Consider the following 16,762-nt stretch of genomic DNA (forward strand, 5'->3'; position numbering starts at 1 on the left):
TAAAGGAAAGAGTGAATAGACAGCCGTGAGGTATGTTCAGCGACTGTCTATTCAAGGGGGTGCAGTTAATCTACTCTCTCAAAATCACCTGGTTGCCATGTTTTATCAAACCAAGGTTGAAGTGGGCCATAGAGTCTAAACAATACGAAAAAGCCTTTGCCATTTATGGATTGCAGCCAGTTGGCTTCTTTACCTTGAGGAGTGTGGTTTGTAGGTCCAAAATACAAAGTGACGGATCCATCGTCATTCTTTATCAATGGGGTTCTTTTACTACTTACGCTGGGCAAGGCTTGATCGGTTTGGAGCATCGAGCGTGTTTGTGGATCATACATTACAACTGACCAAAAATCTTTTGCGGGGACATTTGCAGGGATGTTCAAGGTGTAGTTTTGACTGCCATCTAGATACTCTCCTTCAGAATCCAAGACACCGAGTGCGTATTGGGATCCCAAGCCCACCATTTTCAAGACCATCGCTGGAGTGTTGACCGTAGCAACGTAGAAAAAGCGTGTGCGGGCATCCAAATAGCGGCCACCTTTTCCTTCATTTTTCAACCATTCATAACTTCCTCCCAAGAACCCTGATTCCCAATGCCCCGTCTTAAAAATCGTGGCTTCTTTTTCCCGTGTTCTAAAGGAAATAGCTCGAGCGGTTGCATTGCCTACTTCTACAGCATCTTCTAGTATTTCTTGCATTCTTTTATCTGGACTAAAAGTCTTCCCCTTTTCTATACCAATACTTGAAAATAGGCCTCTTAACTCTGGGTCTAGAAAGGAGACAGGTTCACGTTGAATAACTTCATTCAACTCATGATAAAAATCGTAGTTGTTGGCATGGATGGTATTGAAATCTTTGGTTGAAACATTGATGAACTCCATGGCTGGAGGAGTGTCTTTGTCTTTAAGGGGGTAAATTTTTAATCCCTCACGATACATTTTGGATGACATGTCTGGTTTTCCGTCCACCAAAAAGCCTCGGAGGATGAGCCAATTGACATAACTGGTGGATTGTGCGACAAAGTATCCATCAGGTGTCTCACCATTGTAGTCTGGGGGAAGGATTAGATATTTGCCCCCTTGCCCTCTATCAGGACCAGGCCCCCCCATATCTACCACAAATCTGAAATACGCATCGTTGACTGTACCAGGGCCACAACCTGTTGGTACTTCTACGACGATGGGGCCACTTTCTTGTAAGTTGAAAAAAGTAGAAGCGTATACGGTACTGGTATTCCCTGTCAAAAATAAGGGGGTAGAGTCCAATAATTCATCGAAAATAACGACTTGATTTGATGCAGTGGCACCCACTTCATTCATCCCCAGCCTTAGGCCTTCTATGGAAGTCGCTGGCACGCCATTCAAGAAAGTTTCAACACCTCGCATAAAATCGAGGTTGTCATACACTTTTTCGACGGTAGCCTGTGAGGGTAAACCATCGAAGAATTTCAATGAGCCTATCCTGGTGTCTACTACATCAGGTGTCAGTATTTTTGTCGGTATATCTGTATTGTACTTTTCTTTGATGTGTGCTATTGAGTTGGTTTCAATAAGGTTTTCTTCATTCTTGCCTTCTTCTTTGGTGTTTTGACAGCCTGTAGTCAAGAGAGCAACAAAGCCAATGGCGATGGATAATTTGCGTCTTACATTCATGTTTAGTTAGTCTTTAGTTTAGGGATAGATCCAGTTGTTGAAAATACATCTTCGTATCAGTTGTTTGGAAGAATGAATTTCTATTCAAGATAAGCTGTAATTGTCGCTTATGTATTGTTTTTCAGAGTTTTACTGATTTTCAAAACACTTGGGCTCACTCAGTCATTGCGTATTGCATAGGTACTACAGTGGGATCCTACGTAGGCGAGTATAGAGCTGCTCATAGCGCGCGACCTAGTTTGTATGCTGTATGGCTAGCAGGCTAGCAAGGAGAAGGGACTTAGGTTTTACCCAGCCCTCTTGTGACGTAGCGTGATTGGACATGCCATCGAGCTATTTCGTTCTTGTAGAGGATACTGGGGTTGCAAGGCAGTTGTAAGGGATAGGTACAACTGGGTATTCGTAGAAAAGCTTCTGCTTTGGGCGTATACCAAAATCGTTGTATACGCTTTGTTTAGGACATATTTTTCAAGACGTCAATAATTTCTTCAGGTTCTGAACGTGTTCGATAGTCAACGTTGACATAATTCCATAGGACTACCCCATCTTGCCCGATGATGAACGTGGCTGGAATCGGTAATATACTACTGTTGCCGTTATTGATTGTTTCCAAATCAAGGTTGCGATCCACGCGCATGTGTTCCTTCAAAAATGCGGGCACTTCCCAGGCTATGCCGTATTGAGAGGCAGTTTTCGCATCTTGGTCTGACAATACGGTGAAATCCATTTCTGTTATTTCATTTTTGCTCATTGATCCATCAGGTACTTGTGGGCTGATGGCAACCAATGTCGCACCCAGTGCATGAATCTCGTCTAGTCGAGCCTGCAAGGCTCTAAGCTGTAAGTTGCAATAAGGACACCAACTGCCTCTGTAAAAGGTCAGCACAAGTGGCCCTTTGGCTAATAGAGAGTCTAAGGATTCCAACTTGCCCTCAGCGTTGGGGAGTTCGAAAGCTGGCGCTTTTTGCCCAACTTGAATCGCATCATCGCCTTGTTGAAAAGCTTTGGCTTTTCGGATGATATCGTCAACCCCTTTCATGAAGTCAGGATTAGCTTGTCGCCCTGCTGCAATTTTGGCTTCTGTCTGTTCTTTTAAGGTTTTCATCGTTTTCTTTTTAGGACTTATGTTGTTCTCAATACGTCTAGTTTAGGATTTTGATCGTGCGCTATATCAAGTAGTCTACTAATATTCAAAGTCTACAGCTCTATTTGGGCTGGCCAAACTAATCCATCTGCGTGAGACTTTCGAGTCGTTTCTAGTCATTTGTAGGGTTATGCATGAGGACGACCTTGGTCTCTCCACCATTTTTCAATGCCATTTGATGTGTGTCTGAAAACCCGCGCAGGTTCTTGGATGTATGTTTTTAGTCAATGAATCTACCCCTAGCGTGTTCATTTAGTCTGGCATCTTCAAGGTGAGAACCTTGGGCGGTAGGGCTTCTATTGTTTGGCTATTTCGTTGATTTCATCGCATGTGCGGATCATTCGCTCTCTTTGATCAGGGTTGCTACCTTATTGAAAACCATTTCGAAATCGTCGCTTTCTGTATAGTGTGTATAAACCGCAGCTACGGGAGTCAGGATATCAAAGTCAGATTTTTCGACATTTCCAGTCGGAGAATTTATTATAGTTTTCAACAAAACCATGTCTCATATACAGCTGTTACAATCGCTATTTTTAATGAAAATTACTATTTGGGTACAATGACCAAGAACCGTTTTTCTTTGTCAAGAGTTTTTTATGTGATCTACTCATCCAAAGCAAAGGACCTCATTTACTGCCTCCTCCAGTGGATAGAAGGGGTCTTCGTAGAAGACCTAAAAATAGACAAACCAAACAGACTGTTTGAACTGGCGATTTTTCTTTAACCAGTTTCTCCAATCTGTTCGGTTTTGAGGAGAATGTGTCTCTATTTACTTATTCATTTTGTTGTTTCAGCCATTGCAAGATGGCTTGATTGGTTTCTTCGGGTTTTTCTTGCTGAATCCAATGGCCGCAATCTAGACTGACTACTTCTACATTAGGGACGAAATCTTGTAGGCTTTCGGACTGAGGGATCATATCCTGTGTACCATAGATCATCAGTGTAGGATGTGGGATGATTGGGTTTGCATCTGACAGTAGGTGCCAATTTCGGTCTAGGTTTCGGTACCAGTTGATACCTCCAGTAAACCCAGATGTTTGGAAGGCGGAAACGAAAACTGCCAATTCGCTTTCGCTCATTATCGGTTCACCGAGTGGTTTTTCGGCTCTGGCAAGGTTCATCATCAACATTCCGGGCTCAGGTGGAGCAAGAGGTACATTCTTGCGGAACAAGTTGCGCAGGAATTGTGCCTTGTTTTCGTCCAGTATCGCGTCGGCAACTCCTAGCTGTCTATTGAAGTGAACGAAATAGTGGTCTCCTCCAAAGACTTCTTCCATGAGTTCGATCCAAGGTTTTTCTCCTCTTTGTTGATAAGGCAAAGCCAAGTTTATCACTTTGTTTACTCGTGTTGGATGCAACAGTGCAAGCCCCCATACAATATTTGCCCCCCAATCATGTCCTATAAAAGTGGCCTTTTTATATCCATAGTGATCGAGTAGAGCCACTAGGTCTCCTGTGAGCTGTGCAATGTCGTAGGCTGTTGTTTCGGATGGAGCGGATGAGTTCCCAAACCCTCGTTGGTTTGGGACCATGACATGGTAGCCAGCTTTGACAAGTGCAGGGATCTGAAAGCGCCAAGAAAAGGCATGCTCAGGCCAGCCATGACATAGTACAATCGGTTTTCCTGTATTTTGTCGACCTGCTTCATAGACTTCTAGTTCTACGCCATTGGCCGATATGAAAGTAGGCTTGGGAAACCCTATTTCATCAAGGGTTGAGTTCATTACGTTTGTCATTTTTATGTTTTTTTAAAGATGTGAGGCAAACGTATGGGAGGCATGAGACAGCCTTATGTCAAGGGTTCGAAAGAGTTATTGATATTTATCAAAATACTCTTGTAAGCTCATCTTGTGGGGTTCAAATTTTTCTGTAAGGACGTCCATTTTTTGAATTCTGTCGGGTCGAAAAAAACGAAACTCCTCTCGCAAACGGCACCACGCGATCAAATACCAATTCTCTGAATTTAGTATGGCAAATGGCTCAATCTCTCGGTCAGTGGCTATGCCCTCCTTGTTGATGTATTGTATTTTGACCAGGTTGTAGTTGGTGAGTGCATATTGTAGGTCAGATAAATTGGAGCTGTTTCTTTCTTGATTCAGCGCTTCGTCATATTGGGTTCGATCTGCCAATAGGTTGGCTTTGTCTTGGATCGTATATCTGAGGATGGACTTGATTTTATCCATAGCCTCTGAGTAGTCCTGTACAAATGAGGCGTCTTTACTTTTCAAAACCAATTGTTCGGCTAGGATCAAGGCGTTGGCTTGTTGTTCGGTGAACATGATTGGAGGGATTCTAAATCCCTCCATTAGGGTATACCCCTTGCCTTCTTCGGTCAAAATCGGGACGCCGGCTTTCTCCAGTGCTTTTATGTCCCGGTAAATAGTTCGTCGCGTGACCCCAAATTTTTCGGAGAGGCTTGCTGCCGTTACGATTCTTTTGGTCTGCAACTGTGTTAGTATGGCAGTCAGTCTCGAAATTCTCTTGATGTCATCTCCTTCCATTCCCTATTCGTTGAGTTTACGTTGGTTATCGCGACAGCCCGCCGTATAGCACATGTGACTGTACAGGGGCTGTTATTTAGGTGTTGCTTTTAATGTTTTTTCGTTTTTGTTCGTGTTGAGTGTATCATACAGTTCTCTTGCCGTCGGTTGCATAACTTCTCCTTTGACGAGTATCGGGGCGTAGCTCTTGGCGCAATGAACAGCAAAGGATTTTTCTTACTGTCAGGATTAGAGCAGTCTGATGAAGAAATTCATCGTATTGATCATGTTGTGCCCTAGGATGGGTAAGATCAGGTTGCCCGAAAATTTTCTCAACAGCCCAAGGCTCAGTGACGATACTAACGTCAGGTATACGATCGTCGTAATGTCGTGACGGATCTCATAAGATTCTGTCAAGACGATCCCATGTGCTACACCGAATAGCACAGTGACGATCAAAAAACTCCAACGAAACGCTACACCTTTGATGATTTTGGACGAAATGAAAACTTTGCTCAAAAGCCACAGATAGATCCCTCGGTAGATTATTTCCTCCGTCAGGCCAGGGAAAGAGGCTTGGAAGATGAAGGCTTCTAAATCAAATTCACCTCCTTTTGGGAAGATGAACATTTTGATGATGAAATCGAAAGTCAGGAAACCGAGAAAGAGGAGTATACCTAGTTTAGTCTGAGGGTTAAATTTGCCAGTGAAACCGATGTCTTTTCGGATTTCTTTGGCATGAAAAAAAATGAATCCAAGACCAAAACACATGCTCAGCAATTTTCCCGCCCAGTTCCATTTTAGATCCGGAAATACAGCATTGGTGAAATTTAAAGTGTTTAGATAATTGTCAATGAGGAAATAGATGACAAATATTAGGAGGTATTTGAAGTTCGTTTTTTCTGATTTGAAATGTGCCAAGATGAATAGCGGGAGGACGATCAGTAACCAAAGAAAAGGGGTTAATAAAGACATGCATGTTGTTTTAATTTTGCGTTGCAAAGTATTCTAAACGAAGGGGAATGTCAAGTCTTTGATTGGTGTCTCGAGACTAGGTGGTGAAAGGTCTGTACCAGAGCTTTTAGTGATGTTTCGGTTTTGAAAGGAGGCCGTTCGCTTAGGTCTTCTATCAGAGTCTGGTCAACATATTTCTAACCAAGGGATGCTGTTTTTCTTAGAATAGATAGGTTAGAAGAGTTCGCACTAGGGCTGTCATGGATTTCTAGGATATTCAGTTTATGGAACATTATTGTTTGTTGAGGATCATGTTTTTGATTTTTACTGCCTTTTCGAAGTGGTCGAGTTGGTGTGTTTTGATCCACCATTCGGCGACCTCCATCAGCAGGTCGGGGTTGTCGTTTTTGTTGGCAAAGAAGGCGTAAAACGAAAGCCCGACCTTTTCGCCTTTCTTTTCGATTTTCTCTTCACAGACAGAGATGATTTTTTTTCTTATGGTTTCGTTCATGTTTGTAGTGGTTGTGAGTTAGGGTGTGGTGATGCGCTCACCCTGACGATCTATTTCGAACCAGTCGTCACTCTCGACCCGCAGGTGGTGGTCTAGGTCATAGTACTGCGTAGCGTCAAAAGTCACTTCGGCACGCCCTTGGTCAAACCACCGGGCATAGGCATAGATGCAGGGGATGACGACTTGCCCACGGTCGTTGGCATAGCCCATCTTGCCGTTGCGCAGTACGCGGAGGAGGTCTTCGTGAGCCTCTTCGGGACCATTGTCATACATGACCAGATCAAAGAGGATGTCATGGAGGCGGTTGATCCCGACCTGTCGGCCGTAGGTGCTGTCGTCGGGGTGTAGGATGACATGGGCTACATGGACGAAAGAGTCCGTGCCATAGTAGGCGTATTGCCCAAAGGGGATGACCGTATCTCCTTCTGCTGTGATGTAGGAGACAGCTGCTCCGTACTGTAGATACTCCTCGTCGGATACTGCATAGAGCATCGGTAGGGCGCTGGTGTCTGCCGCCACATCGACGTAGCTGTAGTTCGTTTGTACTTGCTCTATTGTCTCACGGCAGGCACTCACTATCGTGAGGAGGAGGAGGCAGGCAGCGGTATGGCGGGGCATAGGTGAGGGAGGTTTTGGGGTTAGTTGGAGTAGGTCGCAAAAAACTGCTTGGTGTCTTTGAGGTCTTGGATACCTAGTATCCAACAAACTTCAGAAAGGTCCGAAAAGTCAAGGCCTCCGGCCGAAATCGCTTCATTGTTGTACCGTCCTTCTTTGCCATTGTACTCGTTGGACAGGGCGATTGCCAATTGCCAGATTTGGATCAATTGGGGATTGGTGATCTGGTTTGTGTAACCCACCGCCCGAGCCGTACGAAATCCCGGCGTTCCATTCCCTGAGGCATTGCCATCGGGTATTTTTTGGTAAGCAGTATGGCTCTTGACAAACTGCAGCTGCTCAGGGGAGGTAGTGTTTTCGTTCCAATCACTGTGCTGTACGACATGTATCCGCTGGGCCAAGGTTGTATCTGACCATTCGGATTGCAGTGCTTTGACCAGCTGGGCAGTGAAATCCGATTGGCCGGCCTCTGCTATCCAGATATCGCCACCATGGGCTAGTGTCTTTTGTACTATATTTTGGACACGCTTCGTAGCGTCTTTGGGCTGGCCATGCGCGTCGGTCCAGTTCTGGCCAAAGGCGAGTTGAAATAGGTCATTGGGTGGAACATACAACCCCTCTTGGATACCATATGTCCCTGCCACGGCATGGTAGTGGATGTTCGAATACTCAGGCGATGCAAGCAGTGTCGCCAAGGCTGCTACAGTATGGAGGTCGTCGACATCGGTTTTGCAATCAAACTGGACCAGCAAGAGGTCTTTTGCTATGTTGAAAGTTCCTTTTTGGGGGGATAGGGTAGGGGTAGCATGGCTATATAGCGTGACGACAAGGAACGCGACGACAAGGCCGAGTGATGATTTGACTTTCATGTCTCTGTGCTTTGGAGTATCTCAAGTATTGTTTGGGTCGGGATAGCAAGATACGACAATTTGTAAAGAGAGGTTTTGGCCGCTAGCAGAAACCGCTGTACTCAATTCTAGCACTGACCGCCACGGATTGATAGTGTAGTCTTCCTAAAAAAACGCCATGTAGGTACGGTGGTGTGAGAGGCGCACCGTGGGCTTATCGCTCACGGCCGTCTACTCAATTAGCGGTTTGTTATTTTTTTACCAAGAAACTTCCCCTGTTTCAGGGTTGGTTTCTTCACTAAAGAATCTACCAGTTGGACCTTCTTTACCTATGGTTGCGTACTTAACGATTCTTTTGGCAGCAGTTTCTACATCACCACCATTGCCAAAAGTAAAATCAGTTGCAGTTAACCCTGGACAAACAGCATTGACTTTGAAATTGGTATCACGAAGTTCATACGCTAAATGAACTGTATACATATTCAGTGCTGCTTTTGAGACAGCATAGACTGCATATTTGGCATAGTTGTAAGCTGGCCAGTTGGGGTCACTTTGCAAGGTAAGAGAGCCTACACTCGTACTCAAGTTTACAATCCTTGGTTCGTCCGACTTTCTTAGTAAATCAATAAATGCATTTATTACTCTTGCGGTTCCGATCACGTTGGTATCAAATGCCGCTCGATACTCATCCGGTTTAGCTTCAAGAGCCGTATAGGGACTGTTTCCTCCGTTGATGCCCGCATTGTTTATTAAGACATCCAAAACATCCGTCCTTTTCCCGATATGTTCACGGCCTTTTTGCACCGAAGATTCATCGGTTACATCCATCTGTATCACTTCGACGTTGTTCCACCCTTCTGCTTTCAATTTTTCAACAGTATTTACTCCATTTTGTGCATTTCGGCTGCCCATGTAGACATAAAACCCGTTTTGTAATAGTAGTCTTGCTGTTCCAAAACCTATTCCCTTGTTCGCTCCTGTAATGAGTGCTTTTTTCATTTTGTTTCCATTTTAAATTTCTGAAACAAAATTCGCTGGATGAAAAACAAACTGTTTTACCATATGGTAAAAAGCAATCAGCGGATGTTTTTTCTTATCCTACTCAAGGACTGTTGTGTGACGCCTAAGTAAGAAGCAATGTAAGTCAATGGAATACGATTGATAAGAGAAGGGTAGTTTTCCATAAATTCTAAATAGCGAGTAGTAGCATCTTGTGACACAACTGGGCCTTTTCTGGATTTTTGGTACATACATAATTGTACCATTTTGTTTTTAATGTTGTCCCACCCTACAATAATCTGTGACAGATCTTCCCAGTGTTGCTTAGAAAAAACAATGAGCTTACAGTCGGTACATGCTTGCAAATATTCAGAGGAGATAGTACTTGCTTCAAAATTGACATAATCTACTACCAGGTTATTCTCGCTAATGAAACATCGAGTGATTTCCTCTCCTTCTTTGTTGTAATAACAACCTCTTATGACACCCTCTACTACAAAACCAACTTGCCTTGGGATTTTTCCTGCCACTGAGAAATACTTGTCTTTTTGAAGATCAATTTCAATTGCACTTTGGGTTACAAGGTTTAATTGTTGTGTATTGAGGTTGCCAATTTGTAAGATGTATTTTATTAGCTCTTCCATCATGGCAAGTTCATTAAATTTGAATTTTAGTGATTTAACATATGGTAAAGAGTACGGCTAGATCACGACTCTGTAGGGCGATGCGTCCTCAAGCCAGACAGACTCTTACTAAAAGTAAGCAAAAGGTTAGAAAATCTTCAGGTCAATCCTCCAGTTGACCAAGTGTTTGCACAGAACTATTCGGATGTTTGAGTGTTCGATAGGTAGTTCGGCTGTACAATCTGAAAATCAAGAAACAAAGACCGTTTGCTCTAACGTTCAGTATAAGTATAGTAGCCAGTTTCAGAGCATTTTCCTGTCAAGTTACTAGAGAGTTGAAGCGGGATACAACCCATGCATTTACTATTATATCGGCTATTGTTTTTTATACATAGTGAGCAACTGGCTATTTCAATGTTTTCTTCATGAACGTTCTAATTTTTTTGATAATTTCAGTCCCATCTTCTTCCAAAGCGAAGTGTCCTGTGTTGTAGATATTATAGTCTAAATTTTTCACATCTTTTTTGAATGCTTCAGCACCTTGTTCTGGAAAATATTCATCGTTTTTCCCCCATACAATAAGCATTGGTGGTTCGTTATCTCGCAAGTATTTTTGCCATAGGGGGTATTGCTTCACATTGTCTTGGTAATCATACCATAAATCCAAATTTACTTTATGTGCATTGGGTCTGGACATTCTTAGGTAATCCAAGTGCCAAGTATCAGGATTTACGGTTTCTGGATTTCTGGTACCATGCGTATATTGCCATTTTAAGCCTTCCAATGTAAAAGCAGGTAACAATGCTTTTTCTGTTTTTTCATTTCTGTCGGCCCAGAACTCCCTGATCAGTTCCCAACCTTTTCCAAGGCCTTCCTCATAGGCATTACCATTTTGATTTATGATGGCAGTTACTCTTTCGGGGTGTTTATTGGCAATCCGAAACCCAATTGGAGCGCCGTAATCCTGCATCATAATGGCGTATGAGCTTAATCCCTTTGTTTCCAAGAAGGAATCCAAGGTATTGGCGATGTTCTTAAAGGTGTATTCATAATCATCAGGAGAAGGAAAATCACTGTTCCCGTAACCTGGATAGTCGGGTGCGATCAAATAATAATCGTCTGATAGTGCATTGAGTACTTTTCGGTATTGGTGCGAGGATGCTGGATATCCATGCAATAGTACAAGTGTCGGGTTTTGCGGGTTTCCAGCTTCCCGGTATGCTATATTGATACCATCTATTTTGATTTTTTTATATTTTGTAGTTTCCATGTAAGATCTATTTTGCGATTTGATTTCTGTTTGAATGATTAAACGGTCTTTTCTTGAATCTTTTTCAGGCTCTTGACATCCAAAGAAAAAGAGCGATACCCCTAAATAAATTGCGACTATTCTTTTCATTTTACTTGTTTTAAAATTTGCTTCTTTTTTTACCGAACATACGGTAAAAAAAGAAGCAAATTTTTTATGTGTATCTATTTTCTATTTTTTTCAATGTGTTTTCAAAAATATCAGTATCCTTCAGCCCTTTGCTTAAAATAAGGCTACCCTGTATATCAATCAATGTTTGCAAAGCCATTTCCTCTGCCACCTGATCCGATAGGTTCATTGATAAGCCAAGATTTTTAAATGCGATTAACCATTCATTCATACCTTTACTAATAATTTGATGAAATAATTCCATTCCATTTTGCATGGATAAAGCTCTGAATATGCAGGAATCCCTTCCTCCATCATAAAGTCTTCTTATTTGTGAAAAACCATTTTTGAGTCTTACTTCACTCGAATTTCCTTCTTTATTAAGGGCGTTAAATATATTATCGGTAACCCATTTGCTCATATAATTAAGAACAGATTCCGCCATTTCCTGTTTTCCATTTGGAAATCTGTGATAAAGACTTGCTTTTCTTAAGCCAGTAACATCAGATAGTTCCTTTAAACTTGTTCCTTCATAACCTCTTGCTCGAAAAACTTTGGTCAAGGAAACTAATAGCTCTTCATCATTTATTTTCTGTGGTCTCATAGGACAAAGATATAAAACTCTATTTAATTACCGATCGATTGGTAAATAACTTTGGGTTTGCTACTGTGGGGTAGCTCCTTTTGAGTATCGCAGTGGCACAAGTATATTTTCTCAACCCGGTCGGTACCTCAAGTTTTGCCAATAAACAAATCAAACATCATTTGCATTAAATGCAGTAAGAACAAACTGCTTCATCGTGTGGTAGCGGTTGTCAAAAGAGGAACACCCTAGAAAGAGAAACGGGATTAAAAAAAGGCGATTACGCCTGTTTTTACCATAGATACCGCCTGCGTATGGTGCATGTGCGTGCCGTTTGATAAAAGAGTCAAAGTAGTGAAAATCTGCCGAACCTATTAGCGAATGGGTGAGCGCTGCGTTTTCCCTATCTTTCTATCTGTCCAGGTAGCGAACTGTTCCTACTATAAGCAGAGAAGTAATTTCCCCGGCAGATGCACGGGTTCGTTCCGCTAAAGTTGGCTAAATGCTCAGTTCGCACCACTGTTAAGAGTGAAAGGATATAGTTTTGATTATTTGAGGTGCGAAGTGTAGTTTCGCGCTGTATTCTAGAATTAACTAAAAGAGAGCTGCGCGGTTGGGGTTGCATTGGATATTTCGTTTTCTATTTCTTTCGGTTTTACAGTTTTGTTGGGTGTCTGCCTATGCGCAAAATTTGGGAAAAAGTACTGAGAGGTCTTTGGCTCTTAGATCAGTGGGTTTAGGGTTGGGCGTTATCAATGACAATGGGCTCATCGACGGGGATGATTACGGCAATACGCTGGGGTTTGAGTTTTGGTTGAATGTGGAGCTAAGCACGAAGGCCAAAAGAACTGTCCAAGTTCGCTACAATACTGTGAGCAGCCTGTTTACCAGACAAGAACTAGGCACAACACAGATCACAAATAAAGGAACCAAGAGGTTTTATGACGGGACGCCCAATGCAAATGAAACTTGGTATCGGCTGACGTACGAAGTAGAGACGGATTTGTGGGACAAGTATAAAGACCATGCCATAGATGGAAGGACGTATGTGACTCTCAACAACCAGACTCCCCTGTCAGTTTATCGACATGAGATCAGTACCCTCATACCTTTTGCCCAAAGGATGTTTGTAGATGTGGGGGTTGGATCTGTACGGTTGGACCATGGGAGAACCCAATTGCTCACGAGCATCCAGTCAAAGTATCATTATTTGTTGGAAAAACATGGTTTCAACAATGAGGACTTTGTCCGAACGATACCTGGGTTAGAGACCAACGCCACTTATGCTTTTCTCAGAACAGCTGTAGGTATTAATTTCAGCAAATCCTTATGTGAGGGAGCGTTTACATTTCAAGTTAGCCCTGAGGCGTATGTCCAAAAAAACATAACCTTGCGAGGGGGTGCGGCCAATTATTCTTCTTGGCAATGGGGGGCATCTGTTGAGGGATTGTTTGGTTTGTTTCGCTACAAAACCAGAGGAACTAAAAACATAATAGAGATCAATACGATGTTGAGCTATGATCCATATGAAGCTTTTCCTAAGTATTATGATTTGGGAGCAATGGGGAGTTATGGCCTGGATTTGAAGTTGAATTTTCTCTCAAAAAAGGTAAGTGCCAAGGGGAGAAAGAAGAAGGTACAGCTCAATTGTTTTCTCATCCCGTTTGGTATCATGGTGCCTTTTGGAGAGGGAGAGATGAATAGTCTAGCCCCCTACCAAGAGGCAAAAAAGCAAAGTTCGAAACCAGAATTCACCAATAAGGTTTTCTATGCAGGGGTTACTATTGTCCCGCTTCACTAGTCATTTCATGTGTTGGGGAGGTGCTTTTTCTCGCTTGTCAGAGACGGCGGATTCTATTGATAGTGTAGTGTGTTTTGCAGAGACGGGATAGTGATGGAGTGTGTTTTGAACAATACTTGGTCTGCTCCTGTGTGGGTTTTCGTACGAAGTGCTATCTTGATCCCATGAAAAAATACGTCGCACTCCTGAGAGGGATCAATGTCAGTGGACAGAAGAAAATCAAAATGGCCGAGCTCAAAGCCGCACTCGAAGCGGCGGGATTGCAAGCGGTGCAGACCTATATTCAGAGTGGCAATGTGGTCTTCGAGAGTGAGCAGTCCGCTGCGGCGTGTTCGACGTGTATCGAGCAGGTGATCCGTGAGCAGTGGGCGTACGAGGTGCCGACACTGGTGGTGGAGCAGGAGCGCTTGCCAGGCATCATCTCGGACAATCCCTACGTGGAACGAGGCGAGGAGACCCGCAAGCTGTATTTTTGTTTCCTCTATGAGCAGCCGAGTAGCGACCGGATCCAAGTCCTAGCGGATGCAGACCTCAAGGGAGACGAGTATGTCCTTCGTGGGGACGTGTTGTATCTCTGCTACCATCAGGGAGCGGGCAAGACCAAGATGGACAACAAGTTCGTCGAGTCGAAGCTGCAGGTCTCTGCCACCTCTCGCAACTGGAACACGACCTGCAAGCTTAGCGAGATGTGAGCCCATCGGTTGCGTGATCAAAAACTCATCAGCTCTTTGAACTTGAGTGTCTGTCGACGGGAGACCTCTACGATGGAGTCATCACGGAGGTGGATGCGTATGCACCCACTAAACCACGGTTCGACACGGGCGATCCATTTGAGATTGATGATCTGCTGGCGGTTGGCCCGGAAGAATGTCTGTGGATCGAGGCGTGTCTCCATGTAGTTGAGTGTCTTGGGGATCATGGGCGTGTGGTCTTCGAAGTAGATCTTGGTGTAGTTGTCGTAGATTTCGAAGATACGGATGTGCTTCAACTCGACGAACCAGCAGTTTTCTCCATCCTTGACGAATACTTGGCTATTGTCTGAGAGCAGTCCTTTCTTTTGTTCTTGTTTGTCATTGAGCTTGGCTCTGACCTTGTCGAGTGCGGTTTTGAGGCGCTCTTCTTTGACGGGTTTTTGTAGGTAGTCGAGGGCGTTGTAGTCAAAGGCCTTCATGGCGTACTCGTTGTAGGCGGTGACGAAGATCACCTCGGGTACTTCGTCGAGCAGTTCCAGTAGCTGGAATCCGTCCTTGCCCGGCATTTGGATGTCTAGGAAGATCAGGTCTGGCCGTTCTTGTTCGATGAGGGTTTTAGCTTCATCGACGTTTGCTGCTTCGCCGACTAGTTCCAGATCCTTGGTGTTTTGCAGCAAAAACCGTAGCTCCTGTCTAGCCAATTTGGTGTCGTCTATTAGTATGGCTTTCATGGTCTCGCGGGGAATTGTAAGGTGGCGGTGACTATATTGTTCTTTTCTGTCAAAGTAAAAGAAGGTGATACATCGAAAAGCAGCCTGAGGCGCTCTTGTGCGTTTTTGATCCCTATACCCGTGCCTTTCTGGCTGTTTTCGAGGTGGCCAGTATTGGATACGGTGATCACCAGTTGCTCGTCTTGCTGCCAGACGGAAAGCTGTATTTTTCCAGCGTCTTTGATTTGTGAGATACCATGTTTGACGGCATTTTCGGCCATGGTTTGGATGACCATGGGAGGGATGATACAGGCCAGGGCTCCCTCTTCTACATCGATATGGTAGTCGAGACGCCCGTCGTACTGTATGCTTTCGAGATCGAGGTAGTTTTTGACGATATCGACTTCCTCGGCGATGGTGACTTGTGCTCGTTGGCTAAAGGCGATGGAGTAGCGCAGCAAGTCGGAGAGGTTGGTCACCATGTCGCGGGCGATCATCGGTTGGTCGAGGATGAGTGCCCGGATGTTGTTGAGCGAGTTGAAAAGGAAGTGTGGATTGATTTGTGCCTTGAGGGCAATGAGTTCGGCTTCCTTGAGCGAAGATTGAGTCTCTAGTTTCTCGATTTTATTCTTTCGGGCGCTTTCGGCGTATTTGTATCCCACATAGATAACACTCCAAAACATCAGCATGAAAAACAGGTTGGCAGTGTATAGAGGTATGCTCGACCACTCGATAGGGTGCACGGTGTTGTGCCAGTCGAGTAGCCCCACCATCATGAGATGAATCACCGTGATGGATACTACGGCACATCCAGCGGCGAGTCCCAAGACTCGGAGAGCCAGTGCTCCTGTGCCTCGTTCGATCCACCCCCTATGGAGGATGATCTTTCGGATCGCGTGAGAGGCTAGCAGTACACATAGTCCTATGATGAACTGTAGCGCTATGATTGGAGGGAGTTTGTCCTCTTCTGTGGTATAGGCGATGGCGTTGTAGACAAGTAAGCCCACATAGATGCCCCAGCCGATGAGTTGGCAGCTCCAGTAGAGGGCGGCTTTGGTGGTATGTTGCATGGGATGCAAGATAAGGGGTTCTTGTTTTTTCTTAGATAAAAAGGAAGCACATGCCTCTAGTCATAACTTTTCAAGGGTTTTTAGACGATGTTTTCAATGGAAGCCGTACCGGTACGGGATAGTTGTTTCTTTCTATACCGAAGGATGAGGAGAGTAGCGATGTAGAGTGCGACGATAGCGAAGGGGATCGTGACGAAGCGGTCGTCTGGTAAGATGTACCAGAGCGCAAGCAGTCCAAGGGTGCGTGTGACAGCATGGAATATCCCCACCCAGTGCCGAATGATCCAGGAGAAGGGGAGCCACATCGTGCCAGTAAGTATACCGATGGCTAGCGGGAGCGAGCTGATGTCCTGACGAAAAAATGGGATGGCTATCGCATAAACAAGGAAGGATTGCCCTACGGCGAATAGAAACAGCGTATCAAAGGGGGTCTTTTTCTTTCTCTGTTCGGAGAAGTTCTCCCCTGTGAATCGGGAGAGGAACATCGCCAAATAGACGATGCTTCCCGTACCAATGAATAGGATCCAGACGGTGGCCTCAGTAGAGAAAAAGATGCCTGACAAGCCGATGAGTAGCCAGATGATTAGTCCTGCTAGAGGTGTAGCGATGAACGGGCGGTTAGAAAATTCGATTCTGTGTTGCTCTAGTGTTAGCATGGTTTGGGGT

Annotated in this window: 18 protein-coding genes; 2 read left to right on the top strand and 16 right to left on the bottom strand. The window is 44.2% G+C overall.

Annotated features, from left to right (window positions below; all coding sequences use genetic code 11):
- Positions 1-65: 65 nt before the first annotated feature.
- From BFP72_RS00950 to BFP72_RS01005, 13 genes are all read right to left on the bottom strand, one after another.
- A complete protein-coding gene (locus BFP72_RS00950) occupies positions 66-1,649 on the bottom strand; it encodes a DUF1254 domain-containing protein (protein WP_099597317.1) in 1,584 nt (527 codons plus the stop codon).
- Between the two features lie 454 nt (positions 1,650-2,103).
- Positions 2,104-2,754, bottom strand: a complete 651-nt coding sequence (locus BFP72_RS00955) for a peroxiredoxin-like family protein (protein WP_099597318.1) — start codon at positions 2,752-2,754, stop codon at positions 2,104-2,106.
- A 376-nt stretch (positions 2,755-3,130) separates the two neighbouring features.
- Positions 3,131-3,286, bottom strand: coding sequence for a hypothetical protein (locus tag BFP72_RS19060; RefSeq protein WP_158233220.1), 156 nt, complete (start codon positions 3,284-3,286; stop codon positions 3,131-3,133).
- 280 nt (positions 3,287-3,566) lie between these two features.
- Positions 3,567-4,517 (bottom strand): alpha/beta fold hydrolase, encoded by a 951-nt coding sequence (locus BFP72_RS00960; RefSeq protein WP_369824002.1) that lies wholly within the window; start codon positions 4,515-4,517, stop codon positions 3,567-3,569.
- Positions 4,518-4,604: 87 nt separating this feature from the next.
- A complete protein-coding gene (locus BFP72_RS00965; RefSeq protein WP_099597320.1) occupies positions 4,605-5,294 on the bottom strand; it encodes a YafY family protein in 690 nt (229 codons plus the stop codon).
- A gap of 228 nt (positions 5,295-5,522) precedes the next feature.
- Positions 5,523-6,248: a type II CAAX prenyl endopeptidase Rce1 family protein gene (locus tag BFP72_RS00970; protein ID WP_099597321.1), complete on the bottom strand. Its 726-nt coding sequence runs from the start codon at positions 6,246-6,248 to the stop codon at positions 5,523-5,525.
- 271 nt (positions 6,249-6,519) lie between these two features.
- On the bottom strand, positions 6,520-6,738 hold the full coding sequence (locus BFP72_RS00975; protein WP_099597322.1) for a DUF6500 family protein: 219 nt from the start codon (positions 6,736-6,738) through the stop codon (positions 6,520-6,522).
- 18 nt (positions 6,739-6,756) lie between these two features.
- Positions 6,757-7,356 carry a WG repeat-containing protein gene (locus tag BFP72_RS00980; RefSeq protein WP_099597323.1) on the bottom strand — a complete coding sequence of 200 codons (600 nt, stop codon included), beginning with the start codon at positions 7,354-7,356 and terminating at the stop codon, positions 6,757-6,759.
- 20 nt (positions 7,357-7,376) lie between these two features.
- A complete protein-coding gene (locus tag BFP72_RS00985) occupies positions 7,377-8,222 on the bottom strand; it encodes a hypothetical protein (protein ID WP_099597324.1) in 846 nt (281 codons plus the stop codon).
- Between the two features lie 237 nt (positions 8,223-8,459).
- On the bottom strand, positions 8,460-9,200 hold the full coding sequence (locus BFP72_RS00990; protein ID WP_099597325.1) for an SDR family NAD(P)-dependent oxidoreductase: 741 nt from the start codon (positions 9,198-9,200) through the stop codon (positions 8,460-8,462).
- Between the two features lie 77 nt (positions 9,201-9,277).
- Positions 9,278-9,847, bottom strand: a complete 570-nt coding sequence (locus BFP72_RS00995; protein ID WP_369824003.1) for a Crp/Fnr family transcriptional regulator — start codon at positions 9,845-9,847, stop codon at positions 9,278-9,280.
- 382 nt (positions 9,848-10,229) lie between these two features.
- Positions 10,230-11,222 carry an alpha/beta fold hydrolase gene (locus BFP72_RS01000; protein WP_255397138.1) on the bottom strand — a complete coding sequence of 331 codons (993 nt, stop codon included), beginning with the start codon at positions 11,220-11,222 and terminating at the stop codon, positions 10,230-10,232.
- Positions 11,223-11,286: 64 nt separating this feature from the next.
- On the bottom strand, positions 11,287-11,844 hold the full coding sequence (locus BFP72_RS01005) for a TetR/AcrR family transcriptional regulator (protein WP_099597326.1): 558 nt from the start codon (positions 11,842-11,844) through the stop codon (positions 11,287-11,289).
- A gap of 694 nt (positions 11,845-12,538) precedes the next feature.
- On the opposite strand from BFP72_RS01005, the gene BFP72_RS01010 reads away from it, so the two are divergent.
- Together BFP72_RS01010 and BFP72_RS01015 are read left to right on the top strand one after the other, a co-directional pair.
- On the top strand, positions 12,539-13,624 hold the full coding sequence (locus BFP72_RS01010) for a hypothetical protein (protein ID WP_143519891.1): 1,086 nt from the start codon (positions 12,539-12,541) through the stop codon (positions 13,622-13,624).
- Positions 13,625-13,788: 164 nt separating this feature from the next.
- Positions 13,789-14,316, top strand: coding sequence for a DUF1697 domain-containing protein (locus BFP72_RS01015; RefSeq protein ID WP_099597328.1), 528 nt, complete (start codon positions 13,789-13,791; stop codon positions 14,314-14,316).
- A gap of 17 nt (positions 14,317-14,333) precedes the next feature.
- On the opposite strand, the gene BFP72_RS01020 is transcribed toward BFP72_RS01015, so the two are convergent.
- From BFP72_RS01020 to BFP72_RS01030, 3 genes are all read right to left on the bottom strand, one after another.
- Positions 14,334-15,047, bottom strand: a complete 714-nt coding sequence (locus BFP72_RS01020; protein WP_099597329.1) for a LytTR family DNA-binding domain-containing protein — start codon at positions 15,045-15,047, stop codon at positions 14,334-14,336.
- Positions 15,044-16,096: a sensor histidine kinase gene (locus tag BFP72_RS01025; protein WP_099597330.1), complete on the bottom strand. Its 1,053-nt coding sequence runs from the start codon at positions 16,094-16,096 to the stop codon at positions 15,044-15,046. Before BFP72_RS01025 ends, BFP72_RS01020 begins: the two co-directional genes overlap by 4 nt.
- 80 nt (positions 16,097-16,176) lie before the next feature.
- Entirely contained in the window at positions 16,177-16,752 is a 576-nt protein-coding gene (locus tag BFP72_RS01030; RefSeq protein WP_099597331.1) for a hypothetical protein, read from the bottom strand.
- Positions 16,753-16,762: the final 10 nt, after the last annotated feature.

Source organism: Reichenbachiella sp. 5M10 (assembly GCF_002742335.1).
In the GTDB taxonomy this organism is placed as follows: domain Bacteria; phylum Bacteroidota; class Bacteroidia; order Cytophagales; family Cyclobacteriaceae; genus Reichenbachiella.